Genomic DNA, 17,514 nt, shown 5'->3' on the forward strand with positions numbered 1-17,514 from the left:
TCACACCTGCACCAGCTGCACGCAGCGCGCAAGGTCCAGTGCGCCGGTGTACAGGCTCTTGCCCAAAATGGCAGCGGCAGTGCCCATTTTTTTCAGCTCCAGCAGCTCCGCTTCGGACGAGATGCCGCCGCTGGCCGTAAAGGCTACGCCGGGCACTTTCTCTGCCAGCTGGCGGTACAGGCCCAGATTGGTGCCCTTCATGGCACCGTCGCAGGCAATGTCCGTATAGATGATGGCGGTGCATCCGGCGGCGGCCAGACGCCTGCAGAAGTCCACGCCCGGCTCCCGGCTTACCTCCTTCCAGCCATGGATGGCCACATAGCCGTCCTTTGCGTCCACACCCACGGCAATTTTATCGCCGTATTTCTGCAGCATCCGGGCGGTAAAGTCAAAATCCGTCACCGCCACACTGCCCAGAATGCAGCGGCCCACGCCGAGGGAGAGATATGTTTCAATGCGTTCCTCGGTGCGGATGCCGCCGCCCACCTCAATGTACAAACCGCCCTGCTTTGCCAGCGCGGCAATGGTATCATAGTTGGAAAGGGTACCGTCCTTTGCGCCGTCCAGATCGACGACGTGCAGGTTTTTGGCACCCGCCGCAAGGAACTCCCGCGCCTGTGCGCAGGGGTCCTCGCCGTAGACGGTCATGCGGTCGTAATCGCCCTGCGTCAGACGCACCACTTTGCCGCCCCGCAGGTCAATGGCTGGAAATAATTGCATTTAAATCTCCTTCAGAAACGAACCCTCTCAGGCTCGCATTCGCTCGCCAGCTCTCCCGAAGGGAGAGCTTTTTGCATTTTACGGTTGACTCTTTAGAAGCTCCCCCTTCGAGGAAAGACTTCCCCCGCTCCGGGGGAAGATGTCACCGTAGGTGACAAAAAGGGGAATCTGGCAACGCCGCAGGCGTTGACTGAGAGGGTTATAGCTCCGCAAACGCCTTCAAAATCCGCAGTCCGGTGTCGCCGCTCTTTTCCGGGTGGAACTGGGTGCCGTACACCCGCCCCGCCCGCACCGCGCCGGTGACCGGGATGGAATAATCGCTCACGGCCAGCGTGCTTTCGGCGCAGTTTTTGCCGTAGTAGCTGTGGACGTAATAGACGTATTCTCCCTCACGGATGTACTGGAACAGCGGGTCGTCCTTTACAATGTGCAAGGCGTTCCAGCCGATCTGCGGCACCTTCAGGCTCTTGTCCGCAAGGTCGGGCTCCAGCGGGCAGACTTTGCCCTTCACAAAGCCAAGGCCTTCGTGCTCACCGTACTCGTAGCTCTTTTCAAACAGCAGCTGCATACCGAGGCAGATGCCCAGCAGCGGCTTCTTTTCGGCTTCTTCTTTGATGACCGGCACAAGGCCCGTTGCCTCCAGCTTTGCCATGGCATCGGCAAAAGCGCCCACGCCCGGCAGGATGAGCCGGTCGGCTTTGCGGATGGTGTCCGCGTCCGCAGTCACAACGGCTTCCAGCCCCAGCTGCTTCAGGCTGGACTTCAGGCTGAACAGGTTGCCCACGCCGTAATCGATAATTGCGATCATACCAGCAGTCCTTTCGTGGAAGGGATCTCGTCCTTGTGAGCTTCGTCGATCTTCACGGCCGCGCCCAGTGCATGGCCTGCGCCCTTGAAGCAGGCCTCGAGGATGTGGTGGGTATTTTCTCCCGCAAATTGTACAAAGTGGACAGTGGCAGGCACGCTGCGGGCAAAGCCCAGCCAGAATTCCTTAGCGCACTCCACGTCAAAATCGCCCACCTTTTCGGTGCTGCAACGGACGTCCCAGTTCAGGGTGCAGCGGCCCGAAAGATCAACGGCGCACAAAATCAGTGCTTCGTCCATGGGCAGGTAGAAGCTGCCGTAGCGCTGGATGCCGCGCATATCGCCCAGTGCCCGTGCAAAGGCCTGCCCCAGCGCAATGCCCACATCCTCGGTGGTGTGGTGGTAGTCCACCTGCACATCGCCGTGGCAGGTAAGCACCAGATCGAACCGGCCATGGCGGGCGAACAACTCCAGCATGTGGTTCAGAAAGCCGCACCCGGTGTCCACCTCGTAGCGGCCGGTGCCGTCCAGATCAAGGGTCAGGTCGATCTGGGTCTCATTGGTGTTGCGTTCCAGCGAGATCATTCGGTTCGGCATGGTTCATTCCTCCATGATCTTATCCAGTGTGTTCACGAATATCTTCATCTGTTCCGATGTGCCAATGGTGATGCGCAGCCAGTTCTGGATGCGGGGCACGTCAAAATGGCGCACCAGAATGCCGTTTTTCTTCAACTCTTTGTAGAGTATCTTGCCGTCTTTCCGGTCGGTACTTGCGAACAGGAAGTTGGAGCGGCTGTTCAGCACGGCAAAGCCCCGCTGTTCCAGCTGCTGTTTTGTCCATGTGCGGGTATCCACGATGGCGGCGCGGGTCCTGTCAAAATAAGCGGTGTCTTCCAGCGCGGCCTGCCCGGCTTTCAGGGTCAGGCGGTTGATGTTGTAGGGGTTCAGGCTGAACTTGACCCGGTTCAGGTCGGCAATGAGCTTTGCATTGCCCATGGCCAGACCCAGACGCGCACCGGCCAGCTGCCGGGACTTGGAAAAGGTCTGTACCACCAGCAGGTTCTCGTACTGGTCGATGAGGGGCACGCAGCTCTCGCCGCCAAAGTCCACATAGGCCTCGTCCACGATCACCACGCTGTCGGGGTTTGCTTTCAGGATGCCTTCTATTTCTGCCCGGGGCAGTGCAATGCCGGTGGGGGCGTTGGGGTTTGCAAGGACGATGGTCTGGTTCAGGCCGTAGTAATCCTTCGGGTCAAGGGTGAAATCCGCTTTCAGCGGGATGATGTGGCTGGGAATGTGCATCAGCCCACACCACACGCCGTAGCAGCCGTAGGTGATGTCGGCATAGGCCAGCGGGTGGTCTGCGTCGCAGAAGGCACGCAGCGCAAAGAAGAGGTTCTCGTCGCTGCCGTTGCCGGGCATGATCTGCTCCGGCTGCAGGCCGAAGTGGGCTGCGGCCGCCTTGAGCAGGTCGGCACAGGCGGGGTCGGAGTAAAGGCGCAGCTTTTCCACCTCGTGCTCGCTCACGGCGGCTATCACCGCCGGGGAGGGCAGATAGGGGCTTTCGTTGGTATTCAGTTTGATGTACTGCTGATCCTGCGGCTGCTCACCCGGGGTGTAGGGGGTGACAGCGGCCAGCGTGGGAGAAAGGAATTTACTCATGGTTCAAATCCTCACTTTTCATACCGGATGGTCACGCTGCGGGCGTGGGCGTGCAGGCCCTCGCGCTCGGCAAAATCGGCGATGCGGGGGGCTACTTCGCCCAGCGCTTCCCGGGTGTAGTAGAGGAAGCTGGACTTCTTTACAAAGTCGTCTACGCCCAAGGGGCTGGAGAAGCGGGCGGTGCCGCTGGTGGGCAGGGTGTGGTTGGGGCCTGCAAAGTAATCGCCCAGCGCTTCCGGCACGTTGCGGCCAAGGAAGATGCTGCCTGCGTTTTTGATCTCGTTCAGCACACCGAAGGGGTCCTCCACGCACACTTCCAGATGTTCCGGTGCAATGATATTGCAGGCCTCGATGGCCTTGTGCAGGTCGGTGCAGAGGATGATCTTGCCGTTGTCGTCCACGCTGGCGCGGGCGATGGCGGCACGGGGCAGCTGCGGATCTGCACCTCCAGCTCCGCCTGCACGGCCTTGGCCAGCTCCGGGCTGTCGGTGACGAGAACGGGGCTTGCCAGTTTGTCGTGTTCGGCCTGACTCAGCAGATCCGCCGCCACCCATGCGGGGTTGCAGCCGCCGTCGGCCAGCACCAGAATTTCGCTGGGGCCTGCGATCATATCGATGCCCACCTTGCCGAATACCTTGCGCTTGGCGGTGGCAACGTAGATGTTGCCGGGGCCAACGATCTTATCCACCGCGGGGATGCTCTGGGTGCCGTAGGCGAGAGCCGCCACAGCCTGTGCGCCGCCGGTCTTGAAGATTTTGGTCACGCCTGCGGTGGCAGCGGCGGCAAGGATGACCGGGTTCACCCTGCCGTCCTTTCCGGCGGGGGTGGTCATGACGATCTCGGATACGCCTGCCACCTTTGCCGGGATCACGTCCATGAGCACGGTGGAGGGATAGGCCGCCGTGCCGCCGGGCACATAGACACCGGCCTTTTCAATGGGGGTATATTTCTGGCCCAGCACGATGCCGGGCTTGTCGTTCACCACAAAATTCTTGTGCACCTGCTGGCGGTGGAAGCTCTCGATGTTGGCAGCGGCTTCGCGCAGCGTTTCGAGGAAGTAGGGGTCCATATTCGCAAAGGCCTCGTCGATTTCCTCCTGCGTCACCTGCAGGGCATCGATCTTCGCGCCGTCAAATTTCAGCGCGTAATCCTTCAGGGCATCGTCGCCCCGGGCGCGCACATCGGCAATGATGCCGTCCACCACGTCCTCCACGTTCTTTTCCGCGCGGATATCGCGGTTCAAAATTTCTTCGGGCCTGAGCTCGTCAAAGTTATACAGCTTGATCATTTTGCTTCCTCCTTGTTCTGCAGTTCTGCCCGCAGCTTTTCCAGCATGGTGTCCATTTCGGCGTGCTTGAACTGGTAGCTGGCCTTGTTGGCAATGAACCGGGCCGAGATGGGCATGAACTCGGTGACCACCTTCAGGCCGTTCTCCCGCAGGGTGGTGCCGGTCTCCACGATATCCACGATGACGTCCGAAAGGCCCAGAATGGGGGCCAGCTCAATGGAGCCGTTCAGCTTGATGATATCGATGTCCCGCCCTATGGATGCGTAGTAGCTCTTTGCAATATTGACGAATTTGGTGGCCACCCGCACCGGGCGGCTGGGGTCGTCTTGGTAATCGGCCGGGGCGGCAACGCACATGCGGCATTTGCCAAGGCCGGTGTCCAGCAGCTCGTACACATCGGCAGAAGCCTCGGTGAGGATATCCTTGCCCACGATGCCCACATCGGCGGCGCCGTGCTCCACATAGATGGCAACATCGCTGGGCTTGACGAGGAAGTAGCGGATGCCGGCCTCCGGGTTTTCCACCACCAGCTTGCGGGTGGCGTTGTAGTCCTCCGGGCAGCCGTAGCCGATGCCCGCCAGCAGATGATACACCTTATCACCCAGACGGCCCTTGGGCAGGGCCACGTTCAGCATCACCCTGTCGGTGCTGTTCTTCTGCACCGGCGGCAGCGGGGCGCTCAGGCGGTCCAGCTCGTCCAGATAGACCGCAAAGCCAATAGCACCGGCACCGGGGGTGAACTTCTGCATCAGCAGGTCGTAGCGGCCGCCCTTGAGCAGGGGGCGGGGCAGGGCTTTCAGATAGCCCTGAAACACAAGGCCGTTGTAGTATTCCATCTCACCGGCCAGGGTCATGTCCAGCCGGATGACGCCGCCCGCCTTTTCCAGCGGCACAGCCAGCGCTTCCAGCTCGGCCACCGCTGCGCGCATGGCGTCATTGCGGCACAGGGCAGCGGCCTTTGCAAGGGTATCGGCATAGCTGCCGCAGAGGCTCAGCACGCTGCACAGGGTATCGGCCGCATCGGCAAGACCGGCGGCTCCGGCTGCAGCCCGCAGCTCGTGGGCGTTTTTCTCCCGCAGCTTTTCCAGCAGCTTTGCGCGGGCGGCATCCGGCACGCCCAGCGCGTCGAACAGGCCGAACAGGTAGCCCATGTGGCTCACTTCCAGCACCCACTCGGCCCCCAGCGCATCCAGCGACCGCGCCGCCAGACACACGGCCTGCTGCACCTGTGCTTCGCCCACCGCGCCCAGCATCTCAAGGCCCATCTGGCTGATCTCTTTAAAGGTGTGGCTCTCGGCGGAAGGGCGGTAGACATTCTCGTGGTAGTAGTAGCGCAGGGTCTCGCCGGGGGCGGGCTGCGCCGTCTTGGCAATGGAGAGGGTCACGTCCGGCTTGAGGGCCAGCAGACGGCCATCCAGATCGGTAAAGGTGATGACCTGCTCGGACGACAAAAAGCTGCGGTTCTCCTGATACAGGCCGTACTCCTCAAAGCGGCCCATGTGGTACTTGCGGCAGCCCGCCGCTTCGTACAAGGCGCGCAGCGCAAAGGAGGCGCGCTCCTTGGGCTGCAGGTTTGCAAGGCTGAATTCCATCGTCGGTCCCCCCTGTTTCTTACATCCATCGCCGGCGTTCTCCGGCACTTTTCGACTCCTCTATCTCATCCGCCGGGCCTCACTGCCCGGCGATCCTTTGCGCGGCACCTCCGCGCCTTTTCCATACGGAATTGGTTCCATTGTTATTTTACTTTATCCAGATAAAGTTGTAAAGTAGGAAAGTGCCAGTGTTTTCTGTTTTATGGCATGATTTTTCTGTGCGTTTGTACAGAGGGCAGGAAAAAGGAGCCGCCGCACCGAATGCAGCAGCTCCTTTTCAGGCAGATCTTATCCCAGCAGGTCCAGCACACCGGCCTTCGGGCGGGCACCCACGGCCTGACGCACCAGCTTGCCCTGCTCAAACACCAGCAGGGTGGGGATGCTCATGACGCCGAACTCCCCGGCCAGCTCCGGCTGTTCGTCCACATTCACCTTGCCCACCTTCACATCGGTGCGCTCCTCGGCCACCTCGTCCACGACGGGACTGAGCATCCGGCAGGGGCCGCACCAGCTGGCCCAGAAGTCCAGCAGGACGGGCTTTGTGCTCTGCAGCACCTCCTGCTCAAAATTTTCCTTCGTGATCGTAACAACTGCCATATTTCTACCTCCTGAAAGGGTTCGTTCGTGGTTGTTCTTATGGCATCAGTATACCCCAAATGCCGGGGCTTTTCCGTAACCGGGTCACATTGGGGCGCAAAAAAGCCCGGAGCAGGAAGAAAGAATACTGCTCCGGGCGGGGAATGGTTCTTTTATTGCGGCTTCAGGATCAGACTTCCTGCATGGCGTTCTTGCCGGCAACGTAGCCGTAGTACATGGCCATGGAGTGGCTGACGCCCTTCAGACCGATGGGGTACTCGGTGGCAAAGCGGTTGCCCTGCACGTTGCCTGCCACATACAGGCCGGGGATCACGTTGCGGTCGGCGTCGAAGGTGTGGCAGTTCTCGTCGCTCTCCAGACCGCCGATGCAGACCAGCAGCAGGGCGGTGGTGAACTTGTCGGCGTAGAAGGGGCCGTTCTCCACAGCCCACATGCGGGATGCGGGCTTGTGGAAGTCCTCGTCGTAGCCGTCCTTGGCCAGCTGGTTGTAGCGCTGGATGGACTCCAGCGCGGTCTGCTGGGCAGCGGTGTCATCGGGGTAGATCTTCGCCACCAGCTCTTCCAGCGTGTCGGCCTTGACGGCACGGCCATCGGCCACGGCTGCTTCCAGCTGATAGGGGCTCTTGTAGTTGCGGTAAGTGGTGTTGTTCTTGGGGCCCTCTGCCTCGCTGGCGTAGTCCTCGTAGTAGCAGGCACCGCCGTGGGCTGCGGGCATGTAGGGCAGCTGCTGGGGCCAGTTGGAGTCGAAGATCTGCCAGCTCTCGCGGTTCTTCTGCAGCTCGATCTGGTTTTCCAGCTGCTGGCCGGGCAGGTCCTCGTTCATGAAGCGCTTGCCGTTCAGATCCAGATTCAAAAAACCTGCGTTGCCCATGACGCCCACACCGGACAGGTCGGCACCGCCGCCCATATGGTGGATGATGGGTGCGTGGCTCTGCTGCACCTGAGCGCCTGCCCACATGCCCAGCTGGATGCCGTCGCCCTGATTGGTGAAGCTGCCCTCCACGTCCACGTTGGTGAACAGGCACTGGATGTTGTTCTCAATGACTTCGGGGCAGAAATGCTGCAGCATCTTGGTGTTCTGGGAGTAATCGCCGGTGGACAGGATGACGCCCTTGGCGGCGTTGCACTTGATGTACTCGCCGGTGGCAGCATCGCGGGCATACAGGCCCACGCAGCGGCCGTCCTCCATGATGAGCTTTTCCACAAAGCAGCCGTAGAAGGTTTCCACGTTGCCGGTGTCAACGGCCTTCTGCATGTTGGCATTGACGGTGACGGACTGGTTGGGCAGGAACTCCACGGAGGTGGGGTAGCAGGGGAAGCGCTCCTGCTTCCAGTCGTAGTTCTCGGGCAGCGGGTAGAAAATGGGGATCAGGAAGTTGTTTGCGTTCTCGTCGGGGATGGCGCTGCGGGTGGTCTCGGCGTAGTACAGATCCGGGTTTGCTTCCACCCACCAGTCAAAGGCATCGCCGATGTTGTGGGCCCACTTGCTCATAATGGAGCGCTTGCAGCGGTAGGTGCTCTCCACCATGTGAGAGTCCACGATTTCGTCGATCTGCTCACGGGTCCAGGTGTTGCGGCCCCACTTGGCCTGCACATTGCCGTTGATGACGGCATACTCGCCGCTGCGGCACTGGGGACCGTCAGCCTTTTCAAAGGCTGCTACCTTGCCGCCGTCCTCGGCGATGCTGCGCACAGCTGCCACACCGGCAACGCCGCAGCCCACCACGGCCACATCCACATCCACCGTCTTGGTGACCTTGCTCTCGTCGATCTCCGGCTCGGTGCCCAGCCAGTCGTTCTCCGAAGCGGCAGCAGAGCTGTCTGCGCCGTCTGCCTTGACGCCCATGGCCTGCTCGATGCAGCTGGCAGCCGCCTTCTTGACGGCGTTGGTGGTGACGGTAGCACCGGAGATGTTGTCGATCTCGGTGCCCTGTGCGGCCATGATGGCCTCCTGCAGGGTGGGCGCAGCCACGCCGCCGATGCTCTCGGTCTCGTTGGAAGCATCGATGACCACCTCGGTGATGGCGGTCTCGCTGAAGGTCATGGTCACCTTCACCTCACCGATGCCGGTGGCCGTGCCGGTGTAGGTACCGGCGGTGTAGATGGCATCGCCGGAAGCGGCGGTGCTGGAAGAAGCTGCGGAGTTGCAGGCAGCCAGTGCACCGGCGGTGACGCCGCTCATGGCGGCAGCGGCGGCGACCTTCAAAAAGCCTTTGCGGGAGATCTTTTCCATTTGGATTTCCTCTTTCTTCTCATCAATTTCTCTTCGTCTCTGCGGGAGTTTTTCCCGCGCCGCACTTAGTATAAAATATAACGAAGTAAAAGGGAAACAAAAAAATTTTGCCATGCTAATAAAAAGTGTTTATAACCGGCTTCCTCCATGCTATACTGAGAGCAGACGGATCTTTCCCTGCACAGAAAGGAGCTTTTTTCGGATGAACGACCACCAGCTGCTGTGTTTTCTCACCGTGAGCCGGACCCTGAATTTTACCACAGCCGCCCGGGAGCTGTACTGCACCCAGCCCGCCCTCAGCTACCAGATCCGCAGTCTGGAAAAGGAGCTGGATCTGGCCCTGTTTGAGCGCAGCACCACCCGCGTGGCGCTGACCGAAGCAGGCCGGGCCTTTGTGCCGCAGGCGGAGGATCTATCGCAGCATCCTGAACGCCCGCACCGCACTGAAGGGCTTTGCCCGGCGGCGCACGCTGACCCTGCGCCTGCCGCCGGTGCTGCTGCAGCGGGACCCCATTTATCCCATCCTGATGGCACGGCTGCACGCCGCGCTGCCGGGGTATGAGTTTGCGGTGGATACTCGGCCCGTGTCACGCAACCCCCACGAAATGCTCTGCAGCGAGGCAGACGCAGCCCTCTATCTGCCCTTTGGGCCGCTGCAGCCAGAGATCGAGCGCCTCCCCATCCTGCACAACACCTTTTACCTGATCGTATCGCCGGAGCACCCGCTCACAGGGCGCAGCACTCTGGCGCTGGCCGATCTTGCCGGGCAGCAGCTGTTTTATGAGCCGCTGTATCAGGAAATGGTGGATCTTGCCGTTGTTCAGCCCGGCCTGCCGTTTTCCGCACCAAGCTGGCACATGGTGGAAAACTACGAGTGTGTTTACAACGATCTGCTTGCCGGGCGCGGCATGTTTTTGTGTCCGATGAAATACCCGGCCTTTCCGGCGGCATGGTATCTGCCGCTGCAGCTGCCGTTGCCGGACACCTGTCTGCTGACCCTGCGGGACGACCCGCGCCCCGAGATCCAACGGCTGCGGGAGGTATTTACCGCTGTATACGCCAGCCGCGCAAAGCTGCTGGGCGAAGAATGAACGCAAAAAGGGGCTGCTGCACATTCTTTTGAACGAACGTGCAGCAGCCCTTCAGCTCTTATAATATTCCGACAGCTTTATTTGCCCAGCATTTCGTGGGCAGTCTTGCAGATGGTGGCAGCATCCAGACCGTAGAACTTCAGCAGGTCCCATGCCGGGCCGGAGCAGCCGAACACGTCCTGCACGCCCACGCGGCGCACCGGAGTGGGCAGCTTTTCGCTCAGCACGGCGCAGACGGCCTCGCCCAGACCGCCGATGACGTTGTGCTCCTCGGCGGTGATGACCTTGCCGCACTCCTTTGCAGCCTTGAGGACGATCTCCTCATCCAGAGGCTTGATGGTGTGGATGTTGATGACCCGGGCATGGATGCCCTCAGCGGCCAGCTGCTCCGCAGCCATGCGGGCTTCGTTGACCATCAGGCCGGTGGCGATGATGGCAATGTCGCTGCCCTCGGTGATCTGCTCGCCCTTGCCGATCTCAAAGTGATAGTTCTCGGCATCGTGGAACACCGGCACGGCCAGACGGCCAAAGCGCAGATAGACGGGGCCTTCCATTTCGTAGGCGGCACGCACAGCGGCGCGGGCCTCCACATCATCCGCCGGGCAGATCACGGTCATGCCGGGGATGCTGCGCATGAGGGCAAAGTCCTCACAGCACTGATGGGAAGCACCGTCCTCGCCCACCGAGATACCGCCGTGGGTGGCACCGATCTTCACGTTCAGGTGGGGGTAGCCGATGGAGTTGCGCACCTGCTCGAAGGCGCGGCCGGCGGCGAACATGGCAAAGCTGGAAACAAAGGGCACGTAGCCCATGGTGGACAGGCCCGCGGCCACGCCCATCATGTTGCCCTCGGCAATGCCGCAGTCAAAGTGGCGGTCCGGGTAAGCCTTGCGGAACATGCCGGTCTTGGTGGCAGCGGCAAGGTCTGCGTCCAGCACCACCAGATCCTCGTGGCCCTCTGCGGCCAGCTCCTTCAGGGTGTTGCCGTAGCTTTCACGGGTAGCGATCTTCTTCACATCTGCCATCTTAGTTTTCCTCCTGCTCCAGCGCGGCGTATGCGGCGTTCAGTTCCTCAATTGCGATCTTGTACTCGTCATCGTTGGGGCCCTTGCCGTGCCAGTCCACAGAGTTGGTCATATAGGAAACGCCCTTGCCCTTTGTGGTGTCCATGATGATGCAGGTGGGCTTTACAGTCTCTGCATGGAACGCCTGCATGGCGGCTTCGATCTGGTCGTAGTCGTGGCCGTCAATGGTGACGACATTGAAGTTGAAGGCCTTCAGCTTCTCTTCCAGCGGGGCGCTGTTCATCACGGTCTCGGTGGTGCCGTCGATCTGCAGATGGTTGCGGTCCAGCACAACGCACAGGTTGGAAAGGCCGTAGTGTGCGGCAAACATGAAGGCTTCCCAGCACTCGCCCTCTTCCACCTCGCCGTCGCCCACGATGGTGTAGACGTTGATGGGCTTGCCGGCGTGCTTGGCGCCCAGTGCCATGCCGCAGGCGGCAGAGATGCCCTGACCCAGACTGCCAGTGGACATATCCACACCCGGGGTCTCGTTCATGTTGGGGTGGCCCTGCAGATAGCTGCCGATCTTACGCAGGGTCTTGAGGTCTTCCACCGGGAAATAGCCGCGCTCTGCCAGCGCTGCATACAGTGCCGGTGCAGCATGGCCCTTGGACAGCACCAGACGGTCGCGATCGGCCATCTTGGGGTCCTTCGGGTCAATGTTCATTTCCACGAAATAGAGGTAGCTCAGCAGCTCGGCGATATCCAGACTGCCGCCCGGATGGCCGCACTTTGCGCTGTGCGTGCCCTCGATCACGCCCATGCGGATGTGGCAGGCGTGCTTGGCCAGAGTAAGTTTTTCTGCATTTGTCATGATGGTCCTCCCGTATGAACCTCAGATTTGCACATGTTCAAAAAAGCCTTTCGTCAGCGCCGGTGCAGTCCTGCTGCCCGCAGCGCGCTCTTTTTCAATTTTATATTAGCTATTCTATGCAAAAAGGTCAAGCTTCTTCATGCAAAATGTACATACGCGGGGAAATATTCATGGAAATTTGCCGCTTTTTGGTTAAATTGCAGGCTTTTTGCCGTATCTTGACAAAGCCAGAGGCATCTGCTATATTTTTCACAGATTCCGGCAGGAAGCCGGATGCGCAGGCAGAAGCCTGTTTTCTCCATTTGTGCGGAGCATCTGCGCGCTGCGCATGTGCGCGGCGCGGCGGGCCGGTCCAGGCCCTGCCATCTTATTTTTGTTGCTATAGACGCCACGAAGGGGTCTGCCTTTGGCTTGCAAGCCGGGCAGGCCCCTTTTTTATCTGGCAAAAGGAGGAAGCTTTTTTATGAAAACCAACCCCCGTTCCACCACCCGCAGCCTTGTGCTGGCTGCACTGTTCCTTGCACTGGCCTTTGTGCTGCCCATGATCACCGGCCATGTGCCGCAGGTGGGCAACATGCTGTGCCCGATGCACTTTCCCATTCTGCTGTGCGGCTTTGTGCTGGGCGGTCCATGGGGCCTTGCCGTGGGCTTTATTGCTCCGCTGGTGCGGTCGGTGCTGTTCGGCATGCCGCCCATGTTCCCCATCGCCATCTCCATGGCCTTTGAGCTGGCCGCTTACGGCCTTGTGTCCGGCGTGCTCTGGCGCAAGGTGAAGCACACCGTTCCCATGATGTACGCTTCTCTCGTCACCGCCATGGTGGCAGGCCGTCTGGTGTGGGGTGCCGTCCGCTTTGTGCTGGCAGGCCTGACCGGCTCGTCCTTCCCGTTCAGCGCGTTTTTGTCCGGCGCGCTGCTCACCGCCGTGCCGGGCATTGTGGCACAGCTGGTGCTCATCCCGCTGATTTTAGTGGCTTTGCAGAAGGCAAAGGTCATGGATTGACTTACTATTTAGAATGCCCTCCGCTTTGCTCTGGGCATAAACAGCGGAAATTTTATTTTTATTATTACAAAAGAGCAGCGGCTGCGGCCGCTGCTCTTCTGCTTTTTCACGGGAGGGGCCGTAATTTTAAGTTTGTTCTATAAAAAACGAACCAGCAAAGTCCGTAAGCTTTGCTGGTTCGCAATTCAAAAACAAGTTTTCAGTTCTTCTTACGGGTCAGGAACTCCGGCAGGGGCTTGCCCTGCTTGCGCCACTGATGATATTCTGCCGTAGCAGCGAACTCCACGTCACCGGCAGAGTTCAGGGCAGTCTCCACAGAGTCCTGCACCACGCCGATGATGAAGCCGACGCCTACCATCTGCATGGCGACATCGTTGGAAATGCCGAACAGGGAGCAGGCCATGGGGATCAGCAGCAGGGAACCGCCGGCCACGCCGGAAGCACCGCAGGCACCCAGAGCGCTCATGGCGCTCAGCACGATGGCTGCAGCCAGAGACACCTGAATGCCCAAGGTGTTGGCAGCGGCCAGCGTCATGATGGTAATGGTGATGGCGGCACCGTCCATGTTGATGGTAGCGCCCAGCGGGATGGAGACGGAGTACATGTCCTTGTCCAGACCCAGCTTTTCGCACAGGGCCATGTTCACGGGGATGTTGGCGGCGGAGCTGCGGGTGAAGAAGGCGGTCAGGCCGGACTCACGCAGGCAGCGGAACACCAGCGGATAGGGGTTGCAGCCCAGATAGATAAACATGATGAAGGGGGAGACGATGAGGGCCATGAACAGCATGGTGCCCACCAGCAGGGCCAGCAGCTTGCCGTACTGGGTAAAGATGGCAAGGCCATTGCCGGAAACATTGGTGTAGACCAGACCCATGATGCCGAAGGGAGCCAGATTGATGATCCAGCGCACGATCTGGGAGACCGCATCGGCGGTGTTTGCCATAAAGGTCTTGGTGGTGTCAGAGCCGATTTTCTTCATAGCCACGCCGAACATGCAGGCCCAGAACAGGATGCCGATGTAGTTGCCGCTCATGATGGCACTGACGGGGTTTGCCACAAAGTTGGTGAGCAGGGTGCCCATCACTTCGCCCAGACCCTGCGGCACCACGTCCGACTGGGCAGCGTCTGCCAGCACGACCGTGACCGGGAACAGAAAGCTGGTCACCACTGCGATGGCCGCAGCCAGAAAGGTGGTGAGCATGTACAGCCAGATGACCGTGCCGAAGCGGCGGTCCAGCTTGGAAGAGCCCTGTGCCAGAGCACTTGCCACGATCACGAACACCAGCACCGGGGCAATGCCCTTCAGTGCGCCAACGAACAGGCTGCCCAGTTCACCCACCCAGCCTGCACCGGGGGCCACCAGAGCCAGCACCGCACCAATGATCAGACCGATCAGGATGCGAACGATCAGGCTGATGCCGTTGTAGCGGGCAACTGCCTTGTTCAACGTTTTCATATAGACACTCCTCTTTCCTATTGTACGCCATTGGCGCACAGTTTCCTGTCTCTTACACGAGGACGGGTGTTATTATAGCACACACGGCAGAGAAATGAAAGCGTTTTCAGACATTTTTCGTTCACAAATTTGCGTTCCGGTCGGTGCCCATAGGTTTTTTCCGTCGATCTGTATTTGTGGCAAGGACAGATTTGGCCGTTCGCGGCTTTGTTCTCTCCGTCACCGTCGAGCGGCGCAGGGCGGAGCGGGCGGGGCAAACAAAAAAGCCTGCGTGCACAGTCCTGCATGGCAGGCTCTGCATCCGCAGACCGGGGCTCTTTGGGGGTGTATTCTGTTTTCAGCGCAGCGGCTGGGTGGGCGCAAGCTTCTGGTAGGCAAAGCGGGGCGAGCCGTCCCGCACATGGATGACGCCGCAGCGGGTAAAGCCGTTCTGTTCCAGCAGATGCTGCATGATCTTGTTATCGGCATGGGTGTCCGCACGCAGGCTCTGGCAGTGCTCCAGACTCCAGTCCAGCACGGCCTTGCCCACACCCTTCTGTTTACCGGCCGATGCCAGACGATGCACCGTGCCGTAAGGCAGGGTATCGTCCAGCCACTGACCGTCCTCAATGACGGCGTAGGTGGGGTCCGCCCCCAGAACAAAGGCAAACACGGCCTCGATCTGGCCGTTGACCACATAGAGAAACAACCGGTTCGAGTCGATATCCTCCTCCAGCAATTCCTGCGGCGGGAAATCATCCCCCCACTGGGTCGGGTTGCCCGATGCCTTCATGACTGCACGTGCATGGGCGTAGATCTTCAGGATCTGGGGCAGATCCCCTCTCACTGCTCCACGAAACATTCATTCCACCTCTTTCGACAGCGCCGCACCGACGCTGCTAGAATGGTTCTATTGTACTCCATTTTTCCATAAAAATCCAGTTTTTTGCATCGATCTGCCATAAAACGTTCCGAAACGACAAAACAGGGCACGGCGTCTGCTGTGCCCTGTTTTGTCTGGTCAGGCTGTGGTTCATGCACTGGTGCGGGTATGGCCCGTGCGCACCAGCCGGTATTCCCGGGGGCTGAGGCCGTAGCGCTCGTGGAACAGGCGGTAGAAATAGCTGGTGTTCTCGTAGCCCACCAGAGAAATGATCTGCTGGATGTTCATGTCACTGCGGCGCAGCAGGCGGGCAGCGGTCTCCATACGGTGCTTTTGCAGCAATTCCTTATAGGTGCGGCCGGTCTCGGCACGCACGCACTCGCTGACGTATGCCAGCGAAACGCCATACTCCCGCGCCACGTTGGAAAGGCTGGCTTCCCGGTAGTTCTGGGTGATCTCTTTCAGTGCCGCCTGCACCAGCGCTTCGCGGCTGACCGTTCCGGCCCTGACTTCCGGCAGGATAAGATTCGTCTGTGTCATCTGCGTTTCCTCCGTAAAGGGTGCGGCGGGCGGGGACTGGGGGATGCCGGACGCCCGCCGCACAGGGAATGGCGGCTCCTGCCGCCCTACACCTCAGATACGAACCGACGCACCGGAATATTGCAGAAAGCTAAAAAATTTTTAGTCAATTTTCGTCCTGCAGAAAAAGACCGCCTCTGCACAGGGCAGAAACGGCCTTTTTCAGGAGAAATAAAGAAAACACGAACCCTCAAAAATGAGGAAGGGAAATGCTCAGAACATGCTCTCGTCCTTATAGCGGCCGGTTCGCACGAACTGCACCCACTCGGCCACATTCACGGCGTGGTCGCCGATGCGCTCCAGATACTTGATGACCATCAGCAGATCCAGCGCTGCATCCACCTTGCCGGGGTCTTCGGCGATCTCCTGCGCCAGCTGATGCTTGATGGCGTTGAAATCGTAGTCCACCGCGTCGTCTGCGGCAATGACCTTGCGCGCCGCCAGCTCGTCCTCTGCCGTCAGGGCATCGAGGGCATCCAGGATCATCTGGTGAGCCTTTTTGCCCATGGCAATGGCCTGACTTACCGCCGGGTCGCCCTCTTTGCGGACGGTGACAAGGTGGGGGATGATCTCGGCGATGTCGGCGGCATGGTCACCGATGCGCTCGATGTCCGTGACCACCTTCATGGCCGTGGAGATGCGGCGCAGGTCGCCCGCCACCGGCTGCTGACGCAGCAGCAACGTCATGCAGCGGTGCTCGATATCCCGCTCCATGTTGTTGATGCGGGCGTCCCCCTTCACGATGGTCGCAGCTGCATCAGCGTCAGCGACGCAGAGCGCTTCCAGAGCGTTCTCCACGGCATCGGCAGAGTTGCAGCCCATTTCGGTCAGCGATTTTTTCAGCGATTCCAGATCGGTGTCGTACTGTTTACGGATACTCATAGCTGTTTCCTCCTTTAACCGAACCGACCGGAAATGTAGTCCTCGGTGCGTTTATCCTGCGGTGCGCTGAAGATCTGGGCCGTGGGGCCCACTTCCACCAGCTCGCCCAGCAGGAAAAAGGCGGTGCGGTCACTGATACGGGCCGCCTGCTGCATGTTGTGGGTAACGATGACCACCGTGTAGTTCTTCTTCAGCTCGCTCATCAGCTCCTCCACCTTCATGGTGGAACCGGGGTCCAGTGCGCTGGTGGGCTCGTCCATCAGCAGCACTTCGGGCTTCACCGCCAGTGCACGGGCGATGCACAGACGCTGCTGCTGGCCGCCGGAAAGGCCCAGCGCGCTCTTTTTCAGGCGGTCCTTTACCTCGTCCCACAGGGCCGCGCCCCGCAGCGAGCTTTCCACCAGCTCGTCCAGCTCAGCCTTATTGCGCACACCGTGCAGCTTGGGGCCGTAGGTGATATTGTCGTAAATGCTCATGGGGAAGGGATTGGCCTTCTGGAACACCATGCCCACCCGGCGGCGCAGGTCGGTAAGCTGCATTTCCCGGGCAAAGATGTCCTCGCCCTTGAGCCGCACATCGCCCTCGATGCGCACATTCGGCACAAGGTCGTTCATGCGGTTGAGGGTTTTCAGAAAGGTGGATTTGCCGCAGCCGGAAGGGCCGATGAGAGCAGTGATCTCCCGCTCGCCCACGTCCAGCGAGATGCCTTTCAGCGCCTTGAAGTCGCCGTACCAGAGGTTCAGGTCTTTTGCCGATATCACCGGCACATTCGTGTTTTCCATAGAGTACCTCATTGTTGAATTGGAACGAACCCTCTCAGTCACGCCTGACGGCGTGCCAGCTCCCCCGAAAGGGGAGCTTTTGATCATC

General features: G+C 60.0%; 17 protein-coding genes and 1 pseudogene. 3 read left to right on the forward strand and 15 right to left on the reverse strand.

Translation table 11 applies throughout. The features are described 5' to 3' along the window. The 8 genes and pseudogenes from hisA to ACKXF7_RS03565 all read right to left on the reverse strand — a co-directional run bounded on the left by hisA (nucleotide 1) and on the right by ACKXF7_RS03565 (nucleotide 8,896). A complete protein-coding gene (gene hisA, locus ACKXF7_RS03530) occupies nucleotides 1-720 on the reverse strand; it encodes a 1-(5-phosphoribosyl)-5-[(5-phosphoribosylamino)methylideneamino]imidazole-4-carboxamide isomerase (protein WP_423742157.1) in 720 nt (239 codons plus the stop codon). Between the two features lie 199 nt (nucleotides 721-919). Continuing rightward, the gene (hisH, locus tag ACKXF7_RS03535; RefSeq protein ID WP_423742158.1) at nucleotides 920-1,528 is read right to left on the reverse strand and encodes an imidazole glycerol phosphate synthase subunit HisH; all 609 of its coding nucleotides are present in this window, start codon (nucleotides 1,526-1,528) and stop codon (nucleotides 920-922) included. Beyond that, complete coding sequence (gene hisB, locus ACKXF7_RS03540; protein WP_044953903.1) at nucleotides 1,525-2,121, reverse strand: imidazoleglycerol-phosphate dehydratase HisB; 597 nt, start codon at nucleotides 2,119-2,121, stop codon at nucleotides 1,525-1,527. Before hisB ends, hisH begins: the two co-directional genes overlap by 4 nt. A 3-nt stretch (nucleotides 2,122-2,124) precedes the next feature. Next, nucleotides 2,125-3,186 (reverse strand): histidinol-phosphate transaminase, encoded by a 1,062-nt coding sequence (hisC, locus tag ACKXF7_RS03545; RefSeq protein WP_423742159.1) that lies wholly within the window; start codon nucleotides 3,184-3,186, stop codon nucleotides 2,125-2,127. A gap of 11 nt (nucleotides 3,187-3,197) precedes the next feature. Then, nucleotides 3,198-4,474 (reverse strand): annotated as a pseudogene (gene hisD, locus ACKXF7_RS03550) (histidinol dehydrogenase). Continuing rightward, nucleotides 4,471-6,066 carry an ATP phosphoribosyltransferase gene (gene hisG, locus ACKXF7_RS03555; RefSeq protein ID WP_423742160.1) on the reverse strand — a complete coding sequence of 532 codons (1,596 nt, stop codon included), beginning with the start codon at nucleotides 6,064-6,066 and terminating at the stop codon, nucleotides 4,471-4,473. Before hisG ends, hisD begins: the two are co-directional and overlap by 4 nt. Nucleotides 6,067-6,354: 288 nt before the next feature. Continuing rightward, nucleotides 6,355-6,663, reverse strand: coding sequence for a thioredoxin (gene trxA, locus ACKXF7_RS03560; RefSeq protein ID WP_423742161.1), 309 nt, complete (start codon nucleotides 6,661-6,663; stop codon nucleotides 6,355-6,357). Between the two features lie 169 nt (nucleotides 6,664-6,832). Beyond that, a complete protein-coding gene (locus ACKXF7_RS03565; RefSeq protein WP_423742162.1) occupies nucleotides 6,833-8,896 on the reverse strand; it encodes an FAD-binding protein in 2,064 nt (687 codons plus the stop codon). Nucleotides 8,897-9,098: 202 nt separating this feature from the next. Between ACKXF7_RS03565 and ACKXF7_RS03570 the strand changes: the two genes are divergently transcribed. Together ACKXF7_RS03570 and ACKXF7_RS03575 are read left to right on the forward strand one after the other, a co-directional pair. Further along, nucleotides 9,099-9,458, forward strand: a complete 360-nt coding sequence (locus tag ACKXF7_RS03570) for a LysR family transcriptional regulator (RefSeq protein WP_423742163.1) — start codon at nucleotides 9,099-9,101, stop codon at nucleotides 9,456-9,458. Next, on the forward strand, nucleotides 9,424-9,987 hold the full coding sequence (locus ACKXF7_RS03575; RefSeq protein ID WP_423742603.1) for a LysR substrate-binding domain-containing protein: 564 nt from the start codon (nucleotides 9,424-9,426) through the stop codon (nucleotides 9,985-9,987). Before ACKXF7_RS03570 ends, ACKXF7_RS03575 begins: the two co-directional genes overlap by 35 nt. A gap of 77 nt (nucleotides 9,988-10,064) precedes the next feature. Here ACKXF7_RS03575 and ACKXF7_RS03580 read toward each other — a convergent pair whose 3' ends face one another. Continuing rightward, the gene (locus ACKXF7_RS03580; RefSeq protein WP_339394559.1) at nucleotides 10,065-11,012 is read right to left on the reverse strand and encodes a transketolase family protein; all 948 of its coding nucleotides are present in this window, start codon (nucleotides 11,010-11,012) and stop codon (nucleotides 10,065-10,067) included. 1 nt (nucleotide 11,013) lies between these two features. Continuing rightward, nucleotides 11,014-11,865: a transketolase gene (locus tag ACKXF7_RS03585; RefSeq protein ID WP_418265294.1), complete on the reverse strand. Its 852-nt coding sequence runs from the start codon at nucleotides 11,863-11,865 to the stop codon at nucleotides 11,014-11,016. Between the two features lie 463 nt (nucleotides 11,866-12,328). Here ACKXF7_RS03585 and ACKXF7_RS03590 point away from each other — a divergent pair, with 463 nt between their 5' ends. Next, complete coding sequence (locus ACKXF7_RS03590) at nucleotides 12,329-12,865, forward strand: ECF transporter S component (RefSeq protein ID WP_339394558.1); 537 nt, start codon at nucleotides 12,329-12,331, stop codon at nucleotides 12,863-12,865. A 199-nt stretch (nucleotides 12,866-13,064) separates the two neighbouring features. Here ACKXF7_RS03590 and sstT read toward each other — a convergent pair whose 3' ends face one another. From sstT to pstB, 5 genes are all read right to left on the reverse strand, one after another. Beyond that, nucleotides 13,065-14,312 (reverse strand): serine/threonine transporter SstT, encoded by a 1,248-nt coding sequence (gene sstT, locus ACKXF7_RS03595; protein ID WP_423742604.1) that lies wholly within the window; start codon nucleotides 14,310-14,312, stop codon nucleotides 13,065-13,067. Between the two features lie 346 nt (nucleotides 14,313-14,658). Next, nucleotides 14,659-15,162 (reverse strand): N-acetyltransferase family protein, encoded by a 504-nt coding sequence (locus ACKXF7_RS03600; RefSeq protein ID WP_423742164.1) that lies wholly within the window; start codon nucleotides 15,160-15,162, stop codon nucleotides 14,659-14,661. Nucleotides 15,163-15,333: 171 nt separating this feature from the next. Next, nucleotides 15,334-15,723 (reverse strand): helix-turn-helix transcriptional regulator, encoded by a 390-nt coding sequence (locus ACKXF7_RS03605; protein WP_423742165.1) that lies wholly within the window; start codon nucleotides 15,721-15,723, stop codon nucleotides 15,334-15,336. 252 nt (nucleotides 15,724-15,975) lie between these two features. Further along, nucleotides 15,976-16,644 (reverse strand): phosphate signaling complex protein PhoU, encoded by a 669-nt coding sequence (phoU, locus tag ACKXF7_RS03610; protein WP_423742166.1) that lies wholly within the window; start codon nucleotides 16,642-16,644, stop codon nucleotides 15,976-15,978. Between the two features lie 14 nt (nucleotides 16,645-16,658). Continuing rightward, on the reverse strand, nucleotides 16,659-17,426 hold the full coding sequence (gene pstB, locus ACKXF7_RS03615) for a phosphate ABC transporter ATP-binding protein PstB (RefSeq protein WP_005943706.1): 768 nt from the start codon (nucleotides 17,424-17,426) through the stop codon (nucleotides 16,659-16,661). Between the last annotated feature and the right edge of the window lie 88 nt (nucleotides 17,427-17,514).

It is taken from the genome of Faecalibacterium sp. 7 (assembly GCF_049562865.1).
Classification (GTDB): Bacteria; Bacillota; Clostridia; order Oscillospirales; family Ruminococcaceae; genus Faecalibacterium; species Faecalibacterium wellingii.